Source organism: Dyella sp. 01N448 (assembly GCF_056399225.1).
The window spans coordinates 315,219-335,418 of record NZ_JBFTQX010000006.1; the positions used below are offsets into that span (position 1 = coordinate 315,219).

At 64.7% G+C, this 20,200-nt stretch carries 18 protein-coding genes; 8 read left to right on the top strand and 10 right to left on the bottom strand.

Annotated elements, in window-relative coordinates:
* Positions 1-7: 7 nt before the first annotated feature.
* Together AC1DKY_RS13465 and AC1DKY_RS13470 are read right to left on the bottom strand one after the other, a co-directional pair.
* Complete coding sequence (locus AC1DKY_RS13465) at positions 8-541, bottom strand: DUF7931 domain-containing protein (RefSeq protein ID WP_441604091.1); 534 nt, start codon at positions 539-541, stop codon at positions 8-10.
* Positions 538-1,731, bottom strand: a complete 1,194-nt coding sequence (locus tag AC1DKY_RS13470) for a JmjC domain-containing protein (protein WP_441604092.1) — start codon at positions 1,729-1,731, stop codon at positions 538-540. The genes AC1DKY_RS13465 and AC1DKY_RS13470 overlap by 4 nt, the downstream gene beginning before the upstream one ends.
* 224 nt (positions 1,732-1,955) lie before the next feature.
* On the opposite strand from AC1DKY_RS13470, the gene AC1DKY_RS13475 reads away from it, so the two are divergent.
* From AC1DKY_RS13475 to AC1DKY_RS13490, 4 genes are all read left to right on the top strand, one after another.
* A complete protein-coding gene (locus AC1DKY_RS13475; protein ID WP_441604093.1) occupies positions 1,956-3,728 on the top strand; it encodes an assimilatory sulfite reductase (NADPH) flavoprotein subunit in 1,773 nt (590 codons plus the stop codon).
* Between the two features lies 1 nt (position 3,729).
* Entirely contained in the window at positions 3,730-5,424 is a 1,695-nt protein-coding gene (gene cysI / locus AC1DKY_RS13480; RefSeq protein WP_441604094.1) for an assimilatory sulfite reductase (NADPH) hemoprotein subunit, read from the top strand.
* Positions 5,421-6,143, top strand: coding sequence for a phosphoadenylyl-sulfate reductase (locus AC1DKY_RS13485; protein ID WP_441604095.1), 723 nt, complete (start codon positions 5,421-5,423; stop codon positions 6,141-6,143). Before cysI ends, AC1DKY_RS13485 begins: the two co-directional genes overlap by 4 nt.
* A 68-nt stretch (positions 6,144-6,211) precedes the next feature.
* Positions 6,212-7,978: a bifunctional sulfate adenylyltransferase/adenylylsulfate kinase gene (locus tag AC1DKY_RS13490; protein WP_441604096.1), complete on the top strand. Its 1,767-nt coding sequence runs from the start codon at positions 6,212-6,214 to the stop codon at positions 7,976-7,978.
* A gap of 311 nt (positions 7,979-8,289) precedes the next feature.
* Here AC1DKY_RS13490 and AC1DKY_RS13495 read toward each other — a convergent pair whose 3' ends face one another.
* Positions 8,290-9,309 (bottom strand): LysR substrate-binding domain-containing protein, encoded by a 1,020-nt coding sequence (locus tag AC1DKY_RS13495; protein ID WP_441604097.1) that lies wholly within the window; start codon positions 9,307-9,309, stop codon positions 8,290-8,292.
* A 333-nt stretch (positions 9,310-9,642) separates the two neighbouring features.
* On the opposite strand from AC1DKY_RS13495, the gene cysG reads away from it, so the two are divergent.
* A complete protein-coding gene (cysG, locus tag AC1DKY_RS13500) occupies positions 9,643-11,079 on the top strand; it encodes a siroheme synthase CysG (RefSeq protein ID WP_441604098.1) in 1,437 nt (478 codons plus the stop codon).
* A gap of 75 nt (positions 11,080-11,154) precedes the next feature.
* Complete coding sequence (cysK, locus tag AC1DKY_RS13505) at positions 11,155-12,096, top strand: cysteine synthase A (protein ID WP_441604099.1); 942 nt, start codon at positions 11,155-11,157, stop codon at positions 12,094-12,096.
* Positions 12,097-12,302: 206 nt separating this feature from the next.
* Here the strand turns inward: cysK and AC1DKY_RS13510 are convergent, their stop codons facing one another.
* Positions 12,303-12,674 carry a winged helix-turn-helix transcriptional regulator gene (locus AC1DKY_RS13510; RefSeq protein WP_441604100.1) on the bottom strand — a complete coding sequence of 124 codons (372 nt, stop codon included), beginning with the start codon at positions 12,672-12,674 and terminating at the stop codon, positions 12,303-12,305.
* Between the two features lie 154 nt (positions 12,675-12,828).
* Here AC1DKY_RS13510 and gstA point away from each other — a divergent pair, with 154 nt between their 5' ends.
* On the top strand, positions 12,829-13,443 hold the full coding sequence (gene gstA / locus AC1DKY_RS13515) for a glutathione transferase GstA (protein WP_441604101.1): 615 nt from the start codon (positions 12,829-12,831) through the stop codon (positions 13,441-13,443).
* A gap of 62 nt (positions 13,444-13,505) precedes the next feature.
* Here gstA and purB read toward each other — a convergent pair whose 3' ends face one another.
* Positions 13,506-14,873, bottom strand: a complete 1,368-nt coding sequence (purB, locus tag AC1DKY_RS13520; RefSeq protein WP_441604102.1) for an adenylosuccinate lyase — start codon at positions 14,871-14,873, stop codon at positions 13,506-13,508.
* Between the two features lie 523 nt (positions 14,874-15,396).
* Between purB and AC1DKY_RS13525 the strand changes: the two genes are divergently transcribed.
* Positions 15,397-16,794, top strand: a complete 1,398-nt coding sequence (locus tag AC1DKY_RS13525; RefSeq protein WP_441604103.1) for a class II fumarate hydratase — start codon at positions 15,397-15,399, stop codon at positions 16,792-16,794.
* A gap of 92 nt (positions 16,795-16,886) precedes the next feature.
* Here AC1DKY_RS13525 and AC1DKY_RS13530 read toward each other — a convergent pair whose 3' ends face one another.
* The 5 genes from AC1DKY_RS13530 to AC1DKY_RS13550 form a co-directional block, all read right to left on the bottom strand.
* On the bottom strand, positions 16,887-17,447 hold the full coding sequence (locus AC1DKY_RS13530) for a DUF2884 family protein (RefSeq protein WP_441604104.1): 561 nt from the start codon (positions 17,445-17,447) through the stop codon (positions 16,887-16,889).
* Between the two features lie 115 nt (positions 17,448-17,562).
* Positions 17,563-18,528 (bottom strand): ABC-2 transporter permease, encoded by a 966-nt coding sequence (locus tag AC1DKY_RS13535; RefSeq protein ID WP_441604105.1) that lies wholly within the window; start codon positions 18,526-18,528, stop codon positions 17,563-17,565.
* Positions 18,525-19,382: an ABC transporter ATP-binding protein gene (locus AC1DKY_RS13540; RefSeq protein ID WP_441604106.1), complete on the bottom strand. Its 858-nt coding sequence runs from the start codon at positions 19,380-19,382 to the stop codon at positions 18,525-18,527. The genes AC1DKY_RS13535 and AC1DKY_RS13540 overlap by 4 nt, the downstream gene beginning before the upstream one ends.
* Positions 19,379-19,762, bottom strand: a complete 384-nt coding sequence (locus AC1DKY_RS13545; protein ID WP_441604107.1) for a GntR family transcriptional regulator — start codon at positions 19,760-19,762, stop codon at positions 19,379-19,381. Before AC1DKY_RS13545 ends, AC1DKY_RS13540 begins: the two co-directional genes overlap by 4 nt.
* A gap of 4 nt (positions 19,763-19,766) precedes the next feature.
* Positions 19,767-20,090, bottom strand: a complete 324-nt coding sequence (locus AC1DKY_RS13550) for a hypothetical protein (protein ID WP_441604108.1) — start codon at positions 20,088-20,090, stop codon at positions 19,767-19,769.
* Between the last annotated feature and the right edge of the window lie 110 nt (positions 20,091-20,200).

Here is a 20,200-nt window from a genome sequence, read left to right on the forward strand (position 1 = left end):
CGTTCAGTTACAGATCGAGCGGCAGCCAGGCGGTGGCGCGTGCCGAGCGCTCCCACACTTCGTTGAAGTGCTGCAGCAGCGGCGCCTGCGCGGCCCGATCGGCGAGCGCGGCGCGGCCGTCGGCGCGGCGGGCATCGGGCAGGAACAGATAGCCGCCTTGATCCGTGAGCAGGTAAGACGAGGCGTAGGCCAGGTCGACTTCTTCCAGCGGCGTGCGCACCAGCACGATGCTGGACAGGCGCTGGGCCAGGGCCACCAGCCGATGGTTGTCGCGCAGTGCGTCCTCCGGCGCATGCAGGATCAGCCGGATTTCGGCGCCGCGGCCGGAGGTGGCAAGGCGCCGAAGCTCGGCCAGCTCGGCGACGCCGCCATAGACATCGTCGCTCAGGACCGGCTGGTAGATCGCGATCCGTCGCCGGGCTGCAGTCAGCAGACGAAGGCGGGCATCGGCCAGTTCGGTGCGGTCGCGCACGGGCAGGGGCGGCGTGGCCGGCCCTTCGCCCGCGTTCGGTGCATCGTCGTGGGCGTCCCGCTCGCTCATCGGCGGCGCGGCTTGTGGGCGACCAGGTGGCCGTCGTTGACCAGGGTGAGCAGCAAGGCGAGCTCGGCTTCCGGCACCTTGGTGCCCGGGGTGAGTTCGCGCTCGGCACACAGGCGCTCGGCGACATCCACCGACGTCGGGTAGGCATGCCCGTTGACGAACAGCATGGCGCCTCGCTTGGCGCGCGCCCAGGCCATGCGTGCCCAGGGGTGGCGCAGCAGGGCGGCGCCTGCGTCCAGTTGCTTGCGCAGGGCGGCTTCCGTCAGTTCCTTTTCCGGCGGCACAGGCTGCTGGGCGCTACGGTAGCGGGTGATGAAGCGGCCAAACCAGTCGGTGAGCGTGGCGTCGTCCAGCGCTGCGGCAAACGGCAGGGCCTGCTTGAGGCGTGCGAGCGCGGCGCGGTCGATTTCGCCGACGGCCTTGGCCGGGGTCAGGTCGGGATCGGTGTAGCGCAGCTCATCCGGCAGGCGTTCGGCCAGATAGTCGGCGAGGTCGCCGGTCAGCTCGGCCTGCGACGGCGCACGCATGCCGACCGAGATGGTCAGGCACGGTCCCCCGAACGCGATGCCGTCGTGCGGCACGCCCGGCGGCAGATACAACATGTCGCCCGGTTCGAGCAGCCACTCGTGGTCTGGCTCGAAGACCTGGAGCTGCTTCAGTTCCACGTCCGGGCGGAAATCCTTGGGAGCTTCGGGGTTGGTGTCGATCGCCCAATGGCGCTGGCCCAGGCCCTGCAGCAGGAACACGTCGTACTGGTCCACGTGGGGGCCGACGCCGCCGCCGGGCTCGGCGTAGGAAATCATGATGTCGTCCAGGCGCCAGCTGGGCAGGAAGTTGAAGTCTTCCAGCAGCGCGGCCACGTCGGCATCCCATTTGTCCACATCCTGCACCAGCAGGGTCCAGTTCTTGTCCGGCGTGCTGGCGAAGTCCTTTTCGGTCAGGGGACCGGTCTTGACCTTCCAGCGGTCGCGGCCTTCGTCGTGGATGATCAGGCGCGACAGCGCGGTTTCTTCCATCGCCAGGCCGGCGAGGTCGTTCGGCTCGATCGGCGAGGCGAAATCAGGAAACGCCTGGCGGATCAGCAGCGGGCGCTTCTGCCAGTAATCGCGCAGGAACTGGGCGGGACTCATGCCCAGCGGCTGCTTGGCGCTGCCGCGGACTTCGATGGGGAGGGTGGGGGACTTGGTCATCTGCCCATTCTAAGCGAAGGCGATGACGGTCCCGTTGATCGTCGTCAGGGGAAAAGCCACGGCGGGTCGGTCAGGGCGGCCTGCCTGCCGGAAATGAGCCGACGGACATATGGTTATGCCAACACGTCCTTTCACATGACAAGAGGTGATGACTAGTTTGAGTGTCCAGGTGTCTGGACGTCCAAAGGTGGACAGTGAACGCGGTCGTCGCAACGCAAGCCGGTATGGGCTCCATCGATGGCGACAAGTTGTCGGCACTGGAGCGCCTGGCCGAGGGGCTGAATCCCGCCGAGCTCTACTGGGTCGCGGCCTGGAGCGCGGCTCGCGCCGACCAGCTGCAGCGAGGCATCGTGCCGTTGCAGGCGGCCAAAGCCATCGGCGAGCGGCTGACCATTCTGTACGGCAGCCAGACCGGGCAGGCCAAGCGCATCGCCACCCAACTCAGCGCCCGTGCGGAAGCTGCCGGGCTGGCGGTGCGCCTGGTGCGGGCCGATGGCTACGCCCAGCGCGATCTGGCCAGGGAAACGCATCTGGTCGTGGTGATCAGCACTCAGGGCGATGCGGAGCCACCAGACGATGCCCGCGGCCTGGTGGAGTTCATCCTGGGCAAGCGCGCGCCCAAGTTGCCCGGCCTGCGCTACGCGGTGCTGGGGCTGGGCGATTCGAGCTATCCGCAATTCTGCGCCATCGGTCAGCAGCTCGATCAGCGTTTTGCCGAACTCGGTGCCTCGCGTCTGGCGCCGCTGGGCGAAGCGGACGTGGACGTCGACGCGGTCGCGGTGCCATGGACGGAGCGCACGCTCGAACAGGCCAGGCAGGCGCTTGGTACAACCCAGCCGGCGGCACGACTGGCGACGCTGCAACCGGTGCCTTCGCGCGCCAGCCATCATCGGGATCGCCCGTTTGCCGCGCCGGTCCTCGACAACCAGCCGATCGTGGCGCGCGACGCCGGCCGGGACGTACGTCATGTGGAGTTGTCGCTCGAAGGATCGGGCCTGCGTTACGAGCCCGGCGACGCCGTGGGCGTGTGGCCGCAGAACCCACCTGCGCTGGTCGATCGATGGCTGAACCTGCTCAAGCTCGACGGCGAGCGAGCGGTGTTCCACGACGGTCGGGAGTTGCCATTACGTCAGTGGCTGACGCACGAGCGCGAGCTCACGCGCCTGAGTCGGCCGGTGATCGCCGCGGTGGCCGATGTGAGTGGCGATCAGGAACTCGCGGGGCTGCTGCGCCCCGATCAATCCTCACGCCTGGCCGCGCTGTTGGCGGACGAACAACCGATCGACCTGTGGCGTCGCCATCCCGAGGGTTGGTCAGCGGACGAACTGGTGGCCGCACTGCGTCCGCAGACGCCGCGCCTGTATTCGATTGCTTCCAGCCAGAAAGCGGTGGGCGACGAAGTGCATCTGACTGTGGCCGTGATCGATTACCAGGCACATGGCGAACAACGCTGGGGCGCGGCGTCTTCCTTCCTTGCCGCTTCGACCGACGAACGCCGCGTGCCGATCTTCATCGAAGAGAACGAGCGCTTCCGCCTGCCCCGGGACGATAGCCGCGACGTGATCATGATCGGCCCGGGCACGGGCGTGGCGCCGTTTCGCGCCTTCGTGCAGGAGCGCCGCGAAACGGCTGCGCGTGGACGCCACTGGCTGTTCTTCGGCAACCGTCACTTCACCAGCGAATTCCTCTATCAGACCGAATGGCAGGCAGCGCTGCGCGATGGCTCACTGGATCGGCTCGACCTGGCGTTCTCGCGCGACAGTGACGCCAAGGTCTACGTGCAGCAGCGCGTCCGTGAACAGGGCCGTGATCTCTATGCGTGGCTGCAGGAGGGCGCCCACATCTACGTGTGTGGCGACGCCAACCATATGGCCAAGGACGTTCATGCCGCCTTGATCGACGTGGCGGTGACGCACGGCGGCCAATCGCACGAACAGGCGAAGGAATGGCTGTCCGGTTTACTCCAGCAGGGCCGCTACGCCCGCGACGTGTACTGATATGACGACACCGCTCTCCGATTTCGAACGCATCAAGGCTGCGAGCCGCCAATTGCGCGGCGGCATCGTCGAAGGCCTGCGCGATCCGGTCACCAACGCGATCAGCGACGATGACAACAAGCTGCTGAAATTTCACGGCAGCTACCAGCAGGACGATCGCGACCAGCGCGAGGAACGCCGCAAGCAGAAGCTCGAGCCAGCGTTCTCTTTCATGCTGCGCGCACGCCTGCCGTCCGGCGTGGTCACGCCCACGCAATGGCTGGTGTTCGATCGTCTTGCGCGCGACTACGCCAACGGCACGTTACGCATCACCACGCGCCAGACGTTTCAATGGCACGGCATCATCAAGCACAAGCTCAAGCCCACCATTGCCGCCATCCACGACGCCTTGGCGACCACGATCGCCGCTTGCGGTGATGTCGTGCGCAATGTGGTGAGCACCGCCAATCCGGTGGAATCGAGCGCCCACGCGCTCGCCTATGCGTGGGCGACGCGACTCTCCGAAGAACTGTCGCCGCGTACACGCGCCTATCACGAGATCTGGCTCGACGGCGAACCGCTGGTCGACGAGCCGGAAAACGAAGAGCCGCTGTACGGCCGCACTTATCTGCCACGCAAATTCAAGATCGGCCTGGCTGTCCCGCCGCTCAACGATGTCGATGTCTTCGCGCAGGATCTGGGTCTGATCGCGATCATCGAGCATGGCGAACTGAAGGGCTTCAATGTCGCCATCGGCGGCGGCATGGGCGCGACCCATGGTGATCCGAGCACGTATCCGCGGCTGGGAACGATCATCGGCTTCGTGCCGCCGGAACGCCTGCTCGCCGTGTCCGAAGCCATCGTGACGGTGCAGCGCGACTGGGGAAACCGCAGCGAGCGCAAGCATGCACGCCTGAAATACACGCTCGATCATCGCGGCGTGGACGTCTTCAAGGCGGAAGTGGAACGGCGCGTGAGCTTTGCGCTGGAAGCGGAGCGTGACTACCACTTCGACCACAACGGCGATCGCTACGGCTGGATCGAAGGCGAGGATGGGCGCTGGCATCTGACCCTGCAGATCGAATCGGGTCGGCTTGCGGATGTGGGCGAGCGTCGCTGGCTCAGCGGATTGCGCGAGCTGGCGAAGATCCACGAGGGCGATTTTCGCCTCACCTGCAACCAGAACGTGATTGTCGCCAACGTGAGTACGGATCAGCGTGCGCGCATCGACGCGATCGTCGCGGCACATGGGCTGGATGGTTATCGCACCGACAGCGGTGTCCGCCGTCACGCCGTGGCCTGCGTAGCGCTGCCCACCTGCGGCCTGGCGATGGCGGAAAGCGAACGGTATCTGCCCGATATCCTGCCCAGGCTGGAAGCACTGCTGGAGTCCTTCGGTCTGCGCGACGCGCCCATCCTGCTGCGACTCTCCGGTTGCCCCAACGGCTGCTCTCGCCCGTATCTGGGCGAGATTGCCCTGGTCGGGCGTGGACCGGGCCGCTACGACCTGCGACTGGGCGCGGATTTTCGTGGCCAGCGACTCAACCAGGTCTATCGGGAGAACGTCGACGAGCCGGCGATCCTCGATGCATTGTCGCCGCTGTTCGCACGTTACGCGGATGAGCGGGTAGTCGATGAGGGCTTCGGTGATTTCCTGCTGCGCAGCGGCGTGATCGCCGCATCGACACGGCAGATCCCGTTGGAGGTGGTGGCATGAAGCAGGCGCTGCTCGAGGATGCGCAGCACGGCGAGCGCGCTCTCGATGAATTGAATGTGTGGCTGGGCGGTCTGCAGGCGGAGCAGCGGGTGATCTGGGCACTGGCCCATGCACCGGGTACGCATGTGCTGTCGTCGAGCTTCGGCGCGCAGGCGGCGGTGTCGCTGCACCTGTTGACGCGGCAGCGGCCGGATCTTCCCATCGTGCTGATCGACACCGGTTATCTGTTTCCCGAGACGTATCGCTTTATCGACGAGCTGCGCGAGCGACTCGGGCTTAACGTCAAGGTGTATAGCGCGGCGGAAAGTGCTGCCTGGCTCGAAGCGCGGGAAGGGCGCTTGTGGGAGCAGGGCGTGGCGGGCATCGATCGCTATAACCAGCTGCGCAAGGTGAGACCGATGCAGCGAGCGCTGAGCGAACTCCAAGCGGGTTCGTGGTTCGCGGGATTGCGTCGCAGCCAGGCACGCACGCGCGCTGCCATTCCCTATGCCGAGCGTCGCGACAACCGCTGGAAATTCCATCCCATCGCGGACTGGACCGATCGCGACGTGGGCCTGTACTTGCGCAAGCACGGCCTGCCGTACCACCCATTGTGGGAGCAGGGCTACATCTCCATTGGCGACGTACATACCACGCACCGCTGGGAGCCTGGCTCCGAGCTGGATGCCACCCGTTTCTTTGGCCTGAAGCGCGAATGCGGGCTTCACGGCCTGGCCTGACCGAACACCCTAAGAACCGCCCCGGCGCACGCCGCCGGTTTTCGCCCCGACCGAAGAAGAACGACACCATGAGCCAGAGTGCCCTTGCGCAGCCCCAAGCTGCGCTGCTCGACGACGCCCCCGTTTCGCTGATCGCGCCTCACGGCGGCGTGCTGAAGGAGTTGTATCTGCAGGCGGAAGAGGCCGCCGTGCTCAAGCAGCGCAGCGCGGGCCTGCCGGCGATCGATCTCAATACGCGCCAGTTGTGCGATTTGGAGCTGCTGCTCAATGGCGCGTTCTCGCCCCTGGAAGGTTTCCTCTCGCAGCGCGACTACGATCGGGTGGTTGCCGAATACCGCCTGGCCGACGGCACATTGTGGCCGATACCCATCACGCTGGATGTGAGCGAGGCGTTCGCCGAACGCCTGACCGTAGGCAGCGAGGTCGCCCTGCGCGACGTGGAAGGCGTCCCCATCGCGGTGCTCGAGGTGGAAGACATCTATCGCCCGGATCGCGAGCACGAAGCACAACACGTGTTCGGCACGCTGGATCGCGGGCATCCCGGTGTGGCTGACCTGCTGGATCGGTATCGCCCGGTGAATCTGGGTGGACGCGTGCGCGGCATCCAGTCACCGTCGCACTACGACTTCGCTGCGCTGCGCGATACACCGCGCAGTCTGCGAGCATGGTTCACTTCGCAGGGCTGGCATCGCATCGTGGCGTTCCAGACGCGCAACCCCATGCATCGCGCGCATCGTGAACTGACCCTGCGCGCTGCCCAGCAAGTGGGTGCGAAACTCCTGCTGCAGCCATCGGTGGGGCGCACCAAGCCCGGCGACGTCGATCACTACACTCGCGTGCGCTGCTACCAGGCTTTGCTGCCGCAGTACCCGGTGAACAGCGCGCGGCTTTCGCTGCTGCCACTGGCGATGCGCATGGGCGGTCCCCGCGAGGCGCTGTGGCACGCGATCATCCGCAAGAACTATGGGGCGAGCCATTTCATCGTGGGGCGCGATCATGCGGGGCCTGGCAACGACTCCGCTGGCAAACCGTTCTACGGTCCCTTCGACGCACAACATCTGCTGGAGCGTCACCAGGATGAACTCGGCATCCGCATCGTGCCGTTCCCCGCGATGGTGTATGTGGCCAACCGCGACGCCTATATGCCCTCCAATGAGGTCCAGCCCGGCGACGAAGTCCGTGATATCTCGGGCACGCAGCTGCGTCGCCACCTGCAGGATGGCAGCGATATTCCCGCATGGTTCTCCTTCCCCGACGTGGTGAAGATCCTGCGCGAGCGCCATCCCGTGCAGGCGTCGCGGGGCTTCGCCTTGTTCTTCACTGGCCTATCCGGTGCCGGCAAGTCGACCATTGCGCAGGCGGTAGTCGCGCAGTTGCTGGAACGCACGGCTCGCGCGGTCACCGTGCTGGATGGCGACGAGGTACGAAAGCATCTGTCCCGCGGCCTGGGTTTCTCGCGCGAGGATCGCAATGCCAATGTGACGCGTATCGGCTATGTGGCCAGCGAGATCGTACGCCACGGCGGCGTGGCGGTTTGCGCGCCGATTGCGCCCTATGCGGATGCACGTGCCGAAGCGCGCTCCCTGGTGGAAGGGCACGGCGATTTCATCGAAATCCATGTGGCGACGTCATTGGATGTTTGCGAAGCGCGCGACCGCAAGGGTTTATATGCGCAAGCGCGCGCCGGGGCGATCACGCATTTCACGGGGATCAGTGATCCCTATGAGGAGCCCGTGCAGCCTGAGTTGCGGATTGACGGGAGCGCGTCGCAGCCGCTGGTGCTGGCGGGGCATATTGTGGCGCTGCTGGAGCAGCGGGGGTTGTTGCGCAGTTAGGCGTGGCAGCGCCCTTTGGTTTGTCTGTGGGAGCGCACCCTGTGCGCGACAGCCACGCCTGGGTGTAGCGCTCCGTAGGTTTGTCGCGCACAGGGTGCGCTCCCACAAGGAGCGCTCCGCACCTATTCACCCGCAGCTGGGGCCGTGGTTGTTCTTTTGTAGGAGCGCACTTGTGCGCGACCGCAGCGCTGGGGTGTACTGCTCCGTAGGTTTGTCGCGCACAGGGTGCGCTCCCACAAGGAGCGCTCCGCACCTATTCACCCGCAGCCGGGGTCATGGTTGTTCTTTTGTGGCCCAACAACCTCTACGTATTACTGCGCCTCGACGAGCGTCTCCGTCGCTTTGTGCGCCACCTTCCGTTCCCGCCAATGCGGCACCCCCGCCCAATGCGAGGTCCCCGTGCCCCCGGAAGCAAGCGCGCGACTCACCGCACGACGCTCCAGGTGCGGCGCAAACACACTGATGAAATCGAGCGTGTATTCGCGCAGCACACTCTCACGGCGCAAGACGATCCACGTCGTGCAAGCGGCAAACAGCTGGTCCGCGCCCAGTTCGCACAGGTCGGTGTCGTGCTCCGGCTGATAGGCCATTTCAGCCAGCACGCCGATGCCCAATCCCTCGCGCACGTAGGTCTTGATCAGGTCGGCATCGCTGGCGGTCATGACGATCTGCGGATCGAGCCCGGCGCTTTGGAAGGCGCGGGTCAATGAGGATTCGGGCTTCAATGAAGAGTCGTAACTGATCAGCGGATGGGCAGCAAGCTGTTCCAGCGTGGGCGCCTGCTTTTGTCGCGCCAGGGGGTGGCCATTGGGCACGACGATGCTGCGGTTCCAGCGGTAGGCGGGCAGGGCGATGCCGTTCGGTGGCGGCCCGCTGGCGGCCGTGCTGACGATGGCGAGATCGACCTGGCCGACCTCGAGCAAGGAGATCACGTCCGAATCGTTCACCGGCTGCAAATGCACGCTCACCTGCGGATAGCTGCGACTGAGCACCGCCACCGCCGAAGGCAGCGCGAAGCGAGCTTGCGTATGTGTGGTGGCGATGCGCAGCGTGCCACGCGATTCGTTGCGCAGGTTGGCCGCGATGGAACGGATATTGGCCGCTTCCGCCAGGATGGTGCGGGCACGTTCCAGCACGTGCGTGCCGGCGTGCGTGATGGCGTGCAGGCTGCGGCCCTTGCGGTGGAACAGCTGGAAGCCGAGCTCGTCTTCCAGCTGGCGCAACAACTTGCTCAGGCCGGGCTGGGTGGCATGCACCCGCTCGGCCGCGAGGGTGATGTTCAGGCCGGCATCAGCGATGGCGACGAGATAGCGTAATTGGGTCAGCGTCATGGTTGGGGTTCCACAGGCAATCGAGAGAGTAGGGACTCGGTGTCGCGCTGCGGATACATCGCGCGTGCTCATCCGCCGATGCGCTGCACTGGCAGGCGGTCGGGGTGGTTTTCAGCCAATGGCGATGATGGTCCATGATTACCGTAACGGGGCGGTCACAATTAGACGTCTATACAGCGGTTGCTGCGTTGCGTCAATACTTCGTCGTGCCGGTAGATCCGATCGCCTTATAACGGGCCGTCATGTCTGGCGCAGCAGAAATCATTTGTACGGCCATCTGCGCGTGCCTAGCTTGGGTGCTCCAGCCGTGCATCTCATGGAGCCTGAGGTTCGATGAAGCTTTACCCATTGTTCGCCGATCTGTCCGGCCGCCAGGTCCTGGTGGTGGGCGGCGGCGTGGTGGGTGAGCGCAAGGTCGCCGCATTGCTGGAGGCCGGCGCGCAGGTCACGGTGGGGGCGCCCGACCTCACGCCTGCGCTGCTCGGTTTGGCCAACGATGGGCGGGTGCGATGGGTGCGTGGCCGTTTCGAGGATGGCTGGCTTGACCAGGCATGGCTGGTGATCGCCGCCACCCCGGATGCCGAGCTCCATCGGCATATCGCTGCCCTGGCCGAGTCCCGGCGCATTTTCGTCAATGTCGTCGACGACGCGCAGCAATCGAGCTTCCACGTGCCGGCCGTGATTGACCGCGCGCCGGTGACGATTGCGATTTCCAGCGGTGGACACGCGCCGATGCTCGCGCGGCTGCTGCGCGAACGGCTTGAAGTGTTGATCGATCCGGTGGTCGGCTCCGTTGCCACCTTGTTGGCGCGGATGCGTCACCGCATCCGCGCGAGACTGCCGGATGTCGCGTTGCGTCGTCGTTTCTACGAGCGTCTGTTGAGCGGACCCGTGCAAAGCCTGCTGCGTCGAGGCCAATGGGCACTGGCCGAAGCCTCGACCGAGCGTTTGCTCGAAGCGACCGAAACCAGGCCTGTCGGTTCGGTGGTCTTGCTTGGCGCCGGCCCCGGCGATCCCGGCCTGCTCACGTTGCGTGGGTTGCGTGCATTGAACGAGGCGGATGTGATCCTGCATGACCGCCTGGTCAGCGTGGAGGTGTTAGGCCTGGCGCGCCGCGACGCCGAGCGCATCGAAGTGGCCAAGCAGGCGGGCAACCATCACACCACGCAGGAGCAGATCCACGCCCTGATGCTGGAACATGCCGCTGCAGGTCGCCGTGTGGTGCGCCTGAAGGGCGGCGATCCATTCGTATTCGGTCGCGGTGGCGAGGAGCTGGAATTCCTGCGCCGCCACGGCATTGCCTATGAGGTGGTGCCAGGTATCACGGCGGCCCTGGCGTGTGCCGCCTACGCCGGCGTGCCGCTGACGCATCGCGATCATGCGCAGTCCGTGCGGCTGGTGACGGCGCACTGCCAGCAGTCCATCGACACGCTCGATTGGCCGGCGCTGGCACAGGAGCGGCAGACGCTCGCGGTCTACATGGGTACCGGCGAGCTGGACCTGATCGCGCAGCAGCTGGTTGAGCACGGCCGCGCAGCGAGCACGCCGTTCGCCCTGGTGGAAAACGGCACGCGAGCGGAACAACGGGTGATCGTCGGCACGCTGGCTAACTTGGCGGAGCAGGCGGGGCGACACGGTGTACGGTCGCCGGCGCTGCTCATCATCGGCGAGGTGGCCAGCCTCGCCACCTCGCTGTCATGGTTCGGCAGCCGGCCGCTGGGCGCCCTCGTCCCGTCGCTGCCGCATTCGTCGAAAGCGGTTGCGGCTTGACACAACCTTTCCCTTGACGGGTGCACCATCGCGCCTCGTGCCACCTTCATCCATGCCGCGTACCGGAGTCACTTCATGATCTACGACAGCATCCTCGACACCATTGGCAACACGCCGATCGTGCGCATTCACCGTCTGGCGCCCAAGCACGTGACGCTGTACGCCAAGGTGGAGGCATTCAATCCGGCCGGTTCGGTCAAGGATCGTCTTGCTTACGCCATCATCATCGACGCCGAGCAGCGCGGCGTGCTCAAGCCCGGCCAGACCGTGGTGGAAGCCACGTCAGGTAATACCGGCGTGGCGCTGGCCGCCGTGTGCGCGGCGCGCGGCTATCCGTTCGTGGCGGTGATGTCCGATTCCTTTTCGGTCGAGCGGCGCAAGCTGATGCGCGCCTATGGCGCCAAACTGCTGCTGACGCCCGCGGCGGAACGTGGCAGCGGCATGGTGCGCAAAGCCAAGGAGCTGGCCGACAAGCACGGCTGGTTCCTGGCCGGCCAGTTCGACAATCCGGCCAATCCCGCCTATCACCGCAATACCACGGCCCCGGAAATCCTGCGCGATTTCGCCGGCAAGCGGCTGGATTACTTCGTCACCGGCTGGGGCACGGGGGGCACCCTCACCGGTGTGGGCGAGGTGCTGAAGGTGGCGCGCCCGGAAGTGAAGATCATCGCGAGCGAACCAGTCGGTGCAGCGCTGCTTTCCGGCAAGGAATGGCAGCCGCACAAGATCCAGGGCTGGACGCCGGATTTCGTGCCTGCGGTGCTCAATCGCGAGGTCGCCGACCAAATCCTTCCTGTCGACGATGTGTTGGCACGCGATACGGCGCGCGATCTGGCGCAGAAGGAAGGCATTTTCGTCGGCATTTCCTCGGGTGCCACGCTGGCTGCGGCCCTGCAGGTGGCGAAGGATGCGCCGGAGGGGACGGTGTTGTTGGCGATGTTGCCCGATACCGGCGAGCGCTACTTGTCGACCTTCCTGTTCGAGGGAGTTAATGAGGGGTCGGACGAGGTGGAGTGAAGATGTGTTCTGCCCGCAGCCTTGGGCGTGGGCAGAAATCTGTGGGAGCGCACCCTGTGCGCGACGAACCGACGGAGCGATACACCCAGGCGTGGCTGTCGCGCACAGGGTGCGCTCCTACAGGAGATAGCCGCCCCACGGAGAGGCGGGATGACGCGCCTCTGTTCTAAGGCGCCACAGGCCCTCAGCGGGCGAAGGTGATAGCTTCAGCGCACCGCCGCCCTCCGCTGATGCATCTCCCACTCCTCAATCAACTTCCTCCCCACATTCGCCAACGCATCGATGGCCGGTAGCAACTCGCGCCCCAGCGTCGTCAGGGAGTACTCCGCGGATGGCGGCGACGAATCGAGCACGCGCCGCGTCACCAGCCCTCGCGTTTCCAGCTCACGCAAACGCGCACTCAACACACGTGCGGAGATTTTCGGCATGTCGTGGCGCAACTCACCGAAGCGACGTGGTTCGCCGCTGAGTTGCCAGATCACGTTGGGCGCCCAGGCGCCGCGCAGCAGGCCCAGCACTTCGCTGAGAGGGCAGGTGGGTGCTGGGCAGACTTTGCTCTTGCGTAGCGGCAGACCCATGGGGTGCTCCTGGGGGGCTTCGGTAACTCGGCGGTTACCGGATTTTAGAGGTTACCGGCGGTTAGGTGGTATCCAACAGTAACCATGATGGCTAGCATCGGTGGCCTTCGCGAACCCGGATCGCGTTGATCCCGTCCCCTCAAGGAGAACCACCATGAAGCTCTACTACGCCGCTGGCGCCTGTTCGCTGTCGCCGCATATCGTTGCCCTGGAAGCGGGTATTCCTGTGGAACTGATCAAGGTCGACAACAAGGCCAAGCGCACCGCGAGCGGCGAAGACTTCCTGCAGATCAACCCCAAGGGCTATGTGCCGGCGTTGCAGTTGGAAAGCGGTGAGTTGCTGACCGAGGGACCGGCCATCGTGCAGTACCTGGCGGATCTGAAGCCCGAGACCGGCCTGGCGCCCGCCCATGGCACCACCGCCCGTTATCGCTTGCAGGAAATGCTGGGTTACATCAACTCCGAGTTGCACAAGAGCTACTCGCCGTTGTTCAAGCCCGACACGCCGGACGCCGTGCGCGACGAGCGCCAGGCCTATCTGCGCAAGCGCTATGCCTTCCTGGAACAGCGTCTGTCCACGCACGACTGGCTGATCGGCGAGCAGTTCACCGCGGCCGATGCTTATCTGTTCACCGTGACGAACTGGGCGCAGCACGTGAAGCTGGATCTGTCGGACTTCCCGGGAATCGTCGCCTTCCAGCAACGCGTGGCCTCGCGTCCGAAGGTGCAGTCGGCGTTGCAGGCAGAAGGGCTGCTCAAGGCGGCCTGAAAACGAAGGGCCGCGCATGCGATGCGCGGCCCTCGTAGTGAAACAGAAGTAACGTTACGCGATCAGATCTGCGTGGCCAGCGACTCGGCCAGTCCGATATAGCCGCCCGGCGTGAGGTCGAGCAGGCGCTGCTTGGCGTCGGCGGGCAGGTCCAGTCCGGTGATGAAGGTGCGCATGGAGTCCTTGGTGATGCCCTGGCCGCGGGTGAGTGCCTTGAGCTGTTCGTACGGTTCGGGCAGGCCATAGCGGCGCATCACCGTCTGCACGGCTTCGGCCAGCACTTCCCAGCTGGCGTCGAGATCTGCGCCGAGGCGGTCGGCGTTCACGGTGAGCTTGCCCAGGCCCTTCTTCAGCGATTCGAGTGCGACCATGGTGTGGCCGAACGCGGTGCCGAGTGCGCGCAGCACGGTGGAGTCGGTGAGGTCGCGCTGCCAGCGGCTGATCGGCAGCTTCTCGGCGAAGTGGCCGAGCAGGGCATTGGCGAGGCCGAAGTTGCCTTCGGCGTTTTCGAAGTCGATCGGGTTGACCTTGTGCGGCATGGTCGAGGAACCCACTTCGCCGGCCTTCAAGGCCTGCTTGAAGTAGCCCAGCGAGATATAGCCCCAGATGTCGCGCGCCAGATCGATCAGGATGATGTTGGCGCGACGCACGACGTCGCAGTACTCGGCCACGCCGTCATGCGGTTCGATCTGCGTGGTGTAGGCGTTGTAATCGAGGCCCAGGCTTTGCACGAAACGCTGCGAAAAGCCGCGCCAGTCCAGTTCGGGATAAGTGATCACGTGCGCGTTGTAGTTGCCCACGGCGCCGTTGATCTTGCCGGGCACGTCCACCGCGGCGAGCTGCTTGCGCTGGCGTTCCAGGCGGGCGACCACGTTGGCCAGCTCCTTGCCGAGCGTGCTGGGCGACGCCGTCTGGCCGTGCGTGCGCGAGAGCATCGGCAGGCCTGCATTGGCATGAGCCAGCTCGCGCAGCTGGGCGATGATGCCGTCCAGCGCGGGCAACAGCACCTGGTCGCGCGCATCGCGCAGCATCAGGGCGTAGGAGAGGTTGTTGATGTCTTCGCTGGTGCAGGCGAAGTGCACGAATTCCTTGGCTTGCGCCAGCGACGCATCGTTGCCGATGCGTTCCTTGATGAAGTACTCCACCGCTTTCACGTCGTGGTTGGTGGTCGCTTCGATGGTCTTGATGCGCGCGCCGTCGTCCACGCTGAAGTCGCCCGCGATGCCCTTGAGCCTGGCCACCTGGTCGGCGGTGAATGCCGGCAGCTCGACGATGCCCGGGTCCGCGGCCAGCGCCAGCAGCCATTCGATTTCCACGTGCACGCGGCGGTGCATGAGGCCGAATTCACTGAAGATCGGGCGCAGCGTTTCGACCTTGCTGGCGTAACGGCCGTCCAGGGGGGACAGGGCGGTCAGGGCATGGGAGGACATCGGGGGTGTTCCGGAGGCGGGAAAGGGGGAATTTTACAACAGGGGAGGGGGAGGGGGTTTTGGGGGTGGGTTTTGGTGGTCAATGCGCCGCAGGCCGCTTTTTGCTCGTCATCCCTTTGGGCTTTCCTTCACCCGCCCGCCGCGTCATACGGGGACCCCGGGGGCGAGAGCCACATCAAGAGCCGAACAACGGCCGGCGCTACCCGGGCTAGCAGCTCACTTGTAGGAGCGCACCCTGTGCGCGAACACCCTGCGGAGCGGTACACGCCAGCGCTGCGGTCGCGCACAAGGTGCGCTCCTACAAGGGAGACGCAGGCCTGAGCGGGGCGGATCAATCTTGCCGGTCGGCTCTTTGTGGGAGCGCACCCTGTGCGCGACAGACCTACGGAGCGGTACACCGCTGCGTGCTTGTCGCGCACAGGGTGCGCTCCCACAGACAAGCTGGGACGCTATCCCCCCTTGGCGGCGCCCTAACACGCCCCGACCTATATTCCCGAAATCCCCCGAGAGGAATCGCAAGGACATGACCCAGTTCCGCATCGAACACGACAGCATGGGCGAGTTGAAGGTGCCGGCGAAGGCGCTTTACGGTGCCCAGACGCAGCGCGCTGTCGACAATTTTCCGATTTCCGGCATGCATTTGCCGCGTTCCTTTATCCGCGCGCTGGGCCTGATCAAGGCCGCGGCTGCCGACGCCAATTTCCTGCTGGGTTACCTGAAGAAGAACCAGGCGCACGCCATCCGCAAATCGGCACTGGCCGTGGCTGAGGGCGAGTACGACGATCAGTTTCCGATCGACGTATTCCAGACCGGCTCGGGCACCAGTACCAACATGAATGCGAATGAGGTGATTGCCCATCTGGCCAACAAGGCGGGCGGCAAGATTCACCCTAACGACCACGTCAATTACGGGCAAAGCTCGAATGACGTCATTCCCACCGCGATTCATGTCAGCGCCACGCTGACCACCAGCGAACAACTGCTGCCGGCGCTCAAGCACCTCAAGCGCACCATCGACCGGCGTGCGCGCGAATTGCGCAACGTGCCCAAGACCGGCCGCACGCATCTGATGGATGCGATGCCGGTGACCTTTGGCCAGGAGCTTTCCGGCTGGGCCGCGCAAATTGGCAGCGCCATCGAACGCATCGAAGACAGCCTCAAGCGCATGCGCCGCCTTCCGCTCGGCGGTACGGCCGTGGGCACCGGCATCAATGCCGATCCGAAGTTCGGTGCCGCGGTGGCGCGTGAATTGAAGAAGCTGAGCGGCGTGCGTTTCGATGCGGCGGACAATTATTTCGAAGGCATGGCTGCGCAGGATGCCGCCGTGGAGCTGTCCGGCCAGCTGAAGGCGCTGGCCGTCGCGCTGATGAAGATCGCCAACGACTTGCGCTGGATGAACTCCGGCCCGCTCGCCGGCCTGGGTGAGATCGAGCTGCCGGCGCTGCAGCCGGGTTCGTCGATCATGCCGGGCAAGGTGAATCCGGTGATTCCGGAGGCCACCGCGATGGTCGCCGCGCAAGTGATCGGCAACGATGCAGCGATCACCATCGCGGGTCAGTCGGGCAATTTCCAGCTCAACGTGATGCTGCCCCTCATCGCGCACAACCTGCTGCAGTCGATCGGGATTCTGTCGAACGTCAGCGTGCTGCTGGCGGACAAGGCGATCGCCGGTTTCAAGGTGAATACGGCGCGGGTGAAGGAAGCGCTGGACAAGAATCCCATCCTCGTCACCGCGCTCAATCCGGTGATCGGCTACGAGAAGGGCGCCGCTACGGCCAAGAAGGCCTACAAAGAGAAGCGCCCGATCATGGATGTGGCGCTGGAAACCACCGGGCTCTCAAAGAGCGAACTGCAGAAGCTGCTGGATCCGATGACGCTCACGCGCGGCGGTATCCACGGCGGCGGTGGCAGCGGCGGCTGACAATGTGGGAGCCAATCCTGTACGCGACGCTCGTGCGTTAGGTGACGCATCGCAAGTCGCGCACAGGGTGCGTTCCCACAAAGGCGGTTCCGTCAGTGCCTGGTGTCCTTGCGGCACTTCTCGACGTTCTCGTCGCTTACCGCCGTGGCATACGGTTTGAATGCATCGAGCTGGGTCGCCAGCGCGTCCTGCGCGGTTTTCATGTCCGCCACGTCCTCGCAGATCTTGGCGGCGGCCTGCTTGATGGTTGCAGCGGCTTCCTCGACTTTCTGCTTGGTTTGCTCGGCAGTGTCGGCACCGGTCATCTTGCCGGTGACGGCACCCAGCTCCTTGGTGGCAGTAGCTACGCCCGCCTTGCCCGCCTCCATCGCATGTTCGCGCATTTGCCGCGCCGCGCCGTTGTAGCGCTGCAGCAGCGAACGCTGCGCGTCGTTGATCGCCACCTCGTGGCCATCGATGGCCAACTGCCCGTTCTGATCGACCGTGGCGTCGGGGGCGCCGGACGCCTTGATGGTGACTTGTCCATCATGGAGCGTGATGTGGCCGTTGATCACATCGGTATCGCCGCCGAAGATCTGGACATCATTGCCTGAGCTGCAAGCGGACGTCAGCACGGCAAGGGCGAGCACGCAGGGCAGGTAGCGGAACGACATGGCGACACTCCGTGGTGTGAGGGGTGAAGTCTGCCGCAGCTTGGGCGGCGGGAAAAGTTTGTCCCGCCTGCACCCCGCGTCCTTGCGGAAGATGCAGGCGGGACAAGACCGTCAATCAGCTGTCGTCGCGAACCCGGCGGAACCACACGGCGGCGGCGATCAGGGCCAGTCCGGCAATCACACCAATCCACAGGTCAGGCGAGGCGAGCAGGCCGTAGGTGTGCATTGGCGACAGTATTGCCAGCGGATCGTTGTCGTTCATGTCGCCCATGTTCAGCGCGCTGTGCCTGTCGAACACCAGGTTGGAGCCCGGGAACACGCTCAACAGTGCGCGCTGTACGACGTTGGTCCAGAACCATGCGGAGGACAGATTGAACAAGCCCATGATGCCGAACCAGCTCACCAGCAGACCGAGCACCACCGGCACCGCCACCGCCCACAGGAAGGGCTTGCTGCGTGCGCCGGCCGAGCAGAGCATCAGCCAGCCCACCGCGGGCAGGGCCCAGAGTGCATACAGCGGGACATTGCTGACCAGCGAGGCCACGGCGCGCAGCGGATGGCTCAGTGCCAGCAACTGCCACACGTTGATGCCATGGAAGGACAGCACGATGGAGAAGATGAACAGCTGCAACAGGCCGCAGATGATGCTGACCACGACCGCGATGACCGGCGCCACGATGGCGGCACTGACGACCTTGGACAACACGGTGCTCGTGTTGGAAATCGGCAGGGATTTCCAGAACAGCACGCTGCGGTCGCGGCGGTCGTCATAGAGCGAGCCGAGGCAGTAGAACAGCACCACGATGCCCATCACGATGCCGATGAATCCCATCGAGGAAATCATCGCCACGTCGGCCGCCGCACCGACCTGTTTCCAGTCGCCGGCATCGGCGTGCTGCATCATCATCTGGATGTCGTTGCCACCGATGCGTACGCCATGACGCGCGCTGAGCACTTCGGCGGTGATGATGGCCATCACGTTGAGCACCAGGAAGACGCCGCCCGTGACAATCGGGGCCCACAGGAAGCCACCGCGGTGCTCCCAGAATTCTCGCTTCAGCAACCAGTAGAAGGTTTTCATGCGTAGGTTCCCTTCATGGTGGCAACAAACAGGTCGCTGACCGTCGGGCGACGGACTTCGCCCATGCTTTCCAGCGTGGCGCGGTCGGCGCCGTCGAACAGGAAGATGCTCTTGCCGAACACCTGTCGCTCATCGAGCGGCTTCATGCTGCGGGCGGTGGCGGCCTTGTCGGCACTCACCATCACCTCGGCGAATCGTTCGCCAACCGTGTCCATGTCGGTATCCAGCACGATCTTGCCGTCGCGGATGAACATCAGGTCGGTGAGGATGTTTTCGATCTCCTCGACCTGGTGGGTGGTGACGATGATCGTCTTGTTCTCGTCGAAATAATCTTCCAGCAGGCTCTGGTAAAACTGCTTGCGGTAGAGGATGTCCAGCCCGAGCGTGGGCTCGTCCAGCACCAGCAGGCGGGCGTCGATGGCCATCACCAGCGCCAGGTGCAGCTGCACGATCATGCCCTTGGACATCTGCTTCACGCGCTGATTGGGGGTGAGCTTGGTGCGCGCCAGGAAGGCTTCGCACTTGGCCCGGTTGAAGCGCGGGTGCACGTTGGCCACGAAATCGATGGCCTCGCTTACCCGGATCCAGCGCGGCAGCACCGCCACGTCGGCGATGAAGCACACCTGTTCCATCAGCTGGTCGCGCTGCGTGCGTGGATCGAAGCCCAACACATTCAACTCGCCCTTGAAATCGGTGAGGCCGAGGATGGCCTTCAGTGCGGTGGTCTTGCCGGCCCCGTTGGGACCGATCAGGCCCACGATGCGGCCGGACTCGATGCGAAAACTCACGTCGTTCAGGGCGTGCGCATTCTTGTAACTCTTGTTCAGACCAGTGGCCGTGACGACCGCGTTCATGACTGGCTCCCTTCGCTGCCCGCGTTGTTCGGGGCTTCGCGCAGCAGGGTCTTCAGGTCCAGCCCCAGGCGTTGCAGGCGGGCGAAGAGCGCGGGCCATTCCTCCCGCAGGAAGCGCTCTCGTTCGGACTTGAGTAGCGCTTCCCTGGCTCCATCGATGACGAACATGCCCAATCCCCTCCTTTTTTCCACCAGTTGATCGTCGACCAGTTCCTGATACGCCTTGGAGACGGTGAGCGGATTGATTTGGAAATCCGCAGCAACCTGGCGTACTGACGGCAGCGGGTCGCCCTCGTTCAAGGCGCCGTCCAGAATCATCGCCACAACGCGTTCGCGGAGCTGGCGGTAGATCGGGACGCTGTCGTTCCAGGTGATGGTCATACTGTTATTCCTTGCTGATACGGCCGAACTTGGTGCTACCGAAAGAATAGTAGGGCATGGCCAGCTGGCTCCCGAGCACCACGTTGGAGGCGGCTTCGGCCGACAGCAGCGGGGCAGTGCTCAGGGTGGCGACGTTGGCGTCGGCCAGCATGGCGGCGGCGCGGAGGTCTTCAGCGGACGGGCGGACCGTGACCGGAGCCAGGTCGATGACCTTGACGCCGTTGATCTCACTGACGGGGAGACTGTTGACGTTGGAGTTGATGGCGGCCAGGCCAACCGTAGTAAACAAGGCGGCGGCGGTCAGGGCTAGCAGGTTATTCGCTTTCATGGCGTTCTCCTTTAGTGCTCTCGTGGACCGGTGTTGTAGTGAACTATAACACCATATCCTGAGGCGTCAATAGCTGGGATTGAAATTCGCAACATGACTGATGGCCTATA

Excerpts from the sequence above, each read along its gene's own strand:
- gstA (WP_441604101.1), top strand. The coding sequence starts at position 12,829 with ATGAAGCTCTACTACGCCGCTGGCGCCTGTTCGCTGTCGCCGCATATC.
- purB (WP_441604102.1), bottom strand. The coding sequence starts at position 14,873 with ATGTCCTCCCATGCCCTGACCGCCCTGTCCCCCCTGGACGGCCGTTAC.
- cysG (WP_441604098.1), top strand. The coding sequence starts at position 9,643 with ATGAAGCTTTACCCATTGTTCGCCGATCTGTCCGGCCGCCAGGTCCTG.
- AC1DKY_RS13530 (WP_441604104.1), bottom strand. The coding sequence starts at position 17,447 with ATGTCGTTCCGCTACCTGCCCTGCGTGCTCGCCCTTGCCGTGCTGACG.
- AC1DKY_RS13475 (WP_441604093.1), top strand. The coding sequence starts at position 1,956 with ATGGGCTCCATCGATGGCGACAAGTTGTCGGCACTGGAGCGCCTGGCC.
- AC1DKY_RS13540 (WP_441604106.1), bottom strand. The coding sequence starts at position 19,382 with ATGAACGCGGTCGTCACGGCCACTGGTCTGAACAAGAGTTACAAGAAT.
- cysK (WP_441604099.1), top strand. The coding sequence starts at position 11,155 with ATGATCTACGACAGCATCCTCGACACCATTGGCAACACGCCGATCGTG.
- AC1DKY_RS13490 (WP_441604096.1), top strand. The coding sequence starts at position 6,212 with ATGAGCCAGAGTGCCCTTGCGCAGCCCCAAGCTGCGCTGCTCGACGAC.
- AC1DKY_RS13495 (WP_441604097.1), bottom strand. The coding sequence starts at position 9,309 with ATGACGCTGACCCAATTACGCTATCTCGTCGCCATCGCTGATGCCGGC.
- cysI (WP_441604094.1), top strand. The coding sequence starts at position 3,730 with ATGACGACACCGCTCTCCGATTTCGAACGCATCAAGGCTGCGAGCCGC.
- AC1DKY_RS13550 (WP_441604108.1), bottom strand. The coding sequence starts at position 20,090 with ATGAAAGCGAATAACCTGCTAGCCCTGACCGCCGCCGCCTTGTTTACT.
- AC1DKY_RS13535 (WP_441604105.1), bottom strand. The coding sequence starts at position 18,528 with ATGAAAACCTTCTACTGGTTGCTGAAGCGAGAATTCTGGGAGCACCGC.
- AC1DKY_RS13525 (WP_441604103.1), top strand. The coding sequence starts at position 15,397 with ATGACCCAGTTCCGCATCGAACACGACAGCATGGGCGAGTTGAAGGTG.
- AC1DKY_RS13510 (WP_441604100.1), bottom strand. The coding sequence starts at position 12,674 with ATGGGTCTGCCGCTACGCAAGAGCAAAGTCTGCCCAGCACCCACCTGC.
- AC1DKY_RS13545 (WP_441604107.1), bottom strand. The coding sequence starts at position 19,762 with ATGACCATCACCTGGAACGACAGCGTCCCGATCTACCGCCAGCTCCGC.
- AC1DKY_RS13485 (WP_441604095.1), top strand. The coding sequence starts at position 5,421 with ATGAAGCAGGCGCTGCTCGAGGATGCGCAGCACGGCGAGCGCGCTCTC.
- AC1DKY_RS13465 (WP_441604091.1), bottom strand. The coding sequence starts at position 541 with ATGAGCGAGCGGGACGCCCACGACGATGCACCGAACGCGGGCGAAGGG.
- AC1DKY_RS13470 (WP_441604092.1), bottom strand. The coding sequence starts at position 1,731 with ATGACCAAGTCCCCCACCCTCCCCATCGAAGTCCGCGGCAGCGCCAAG.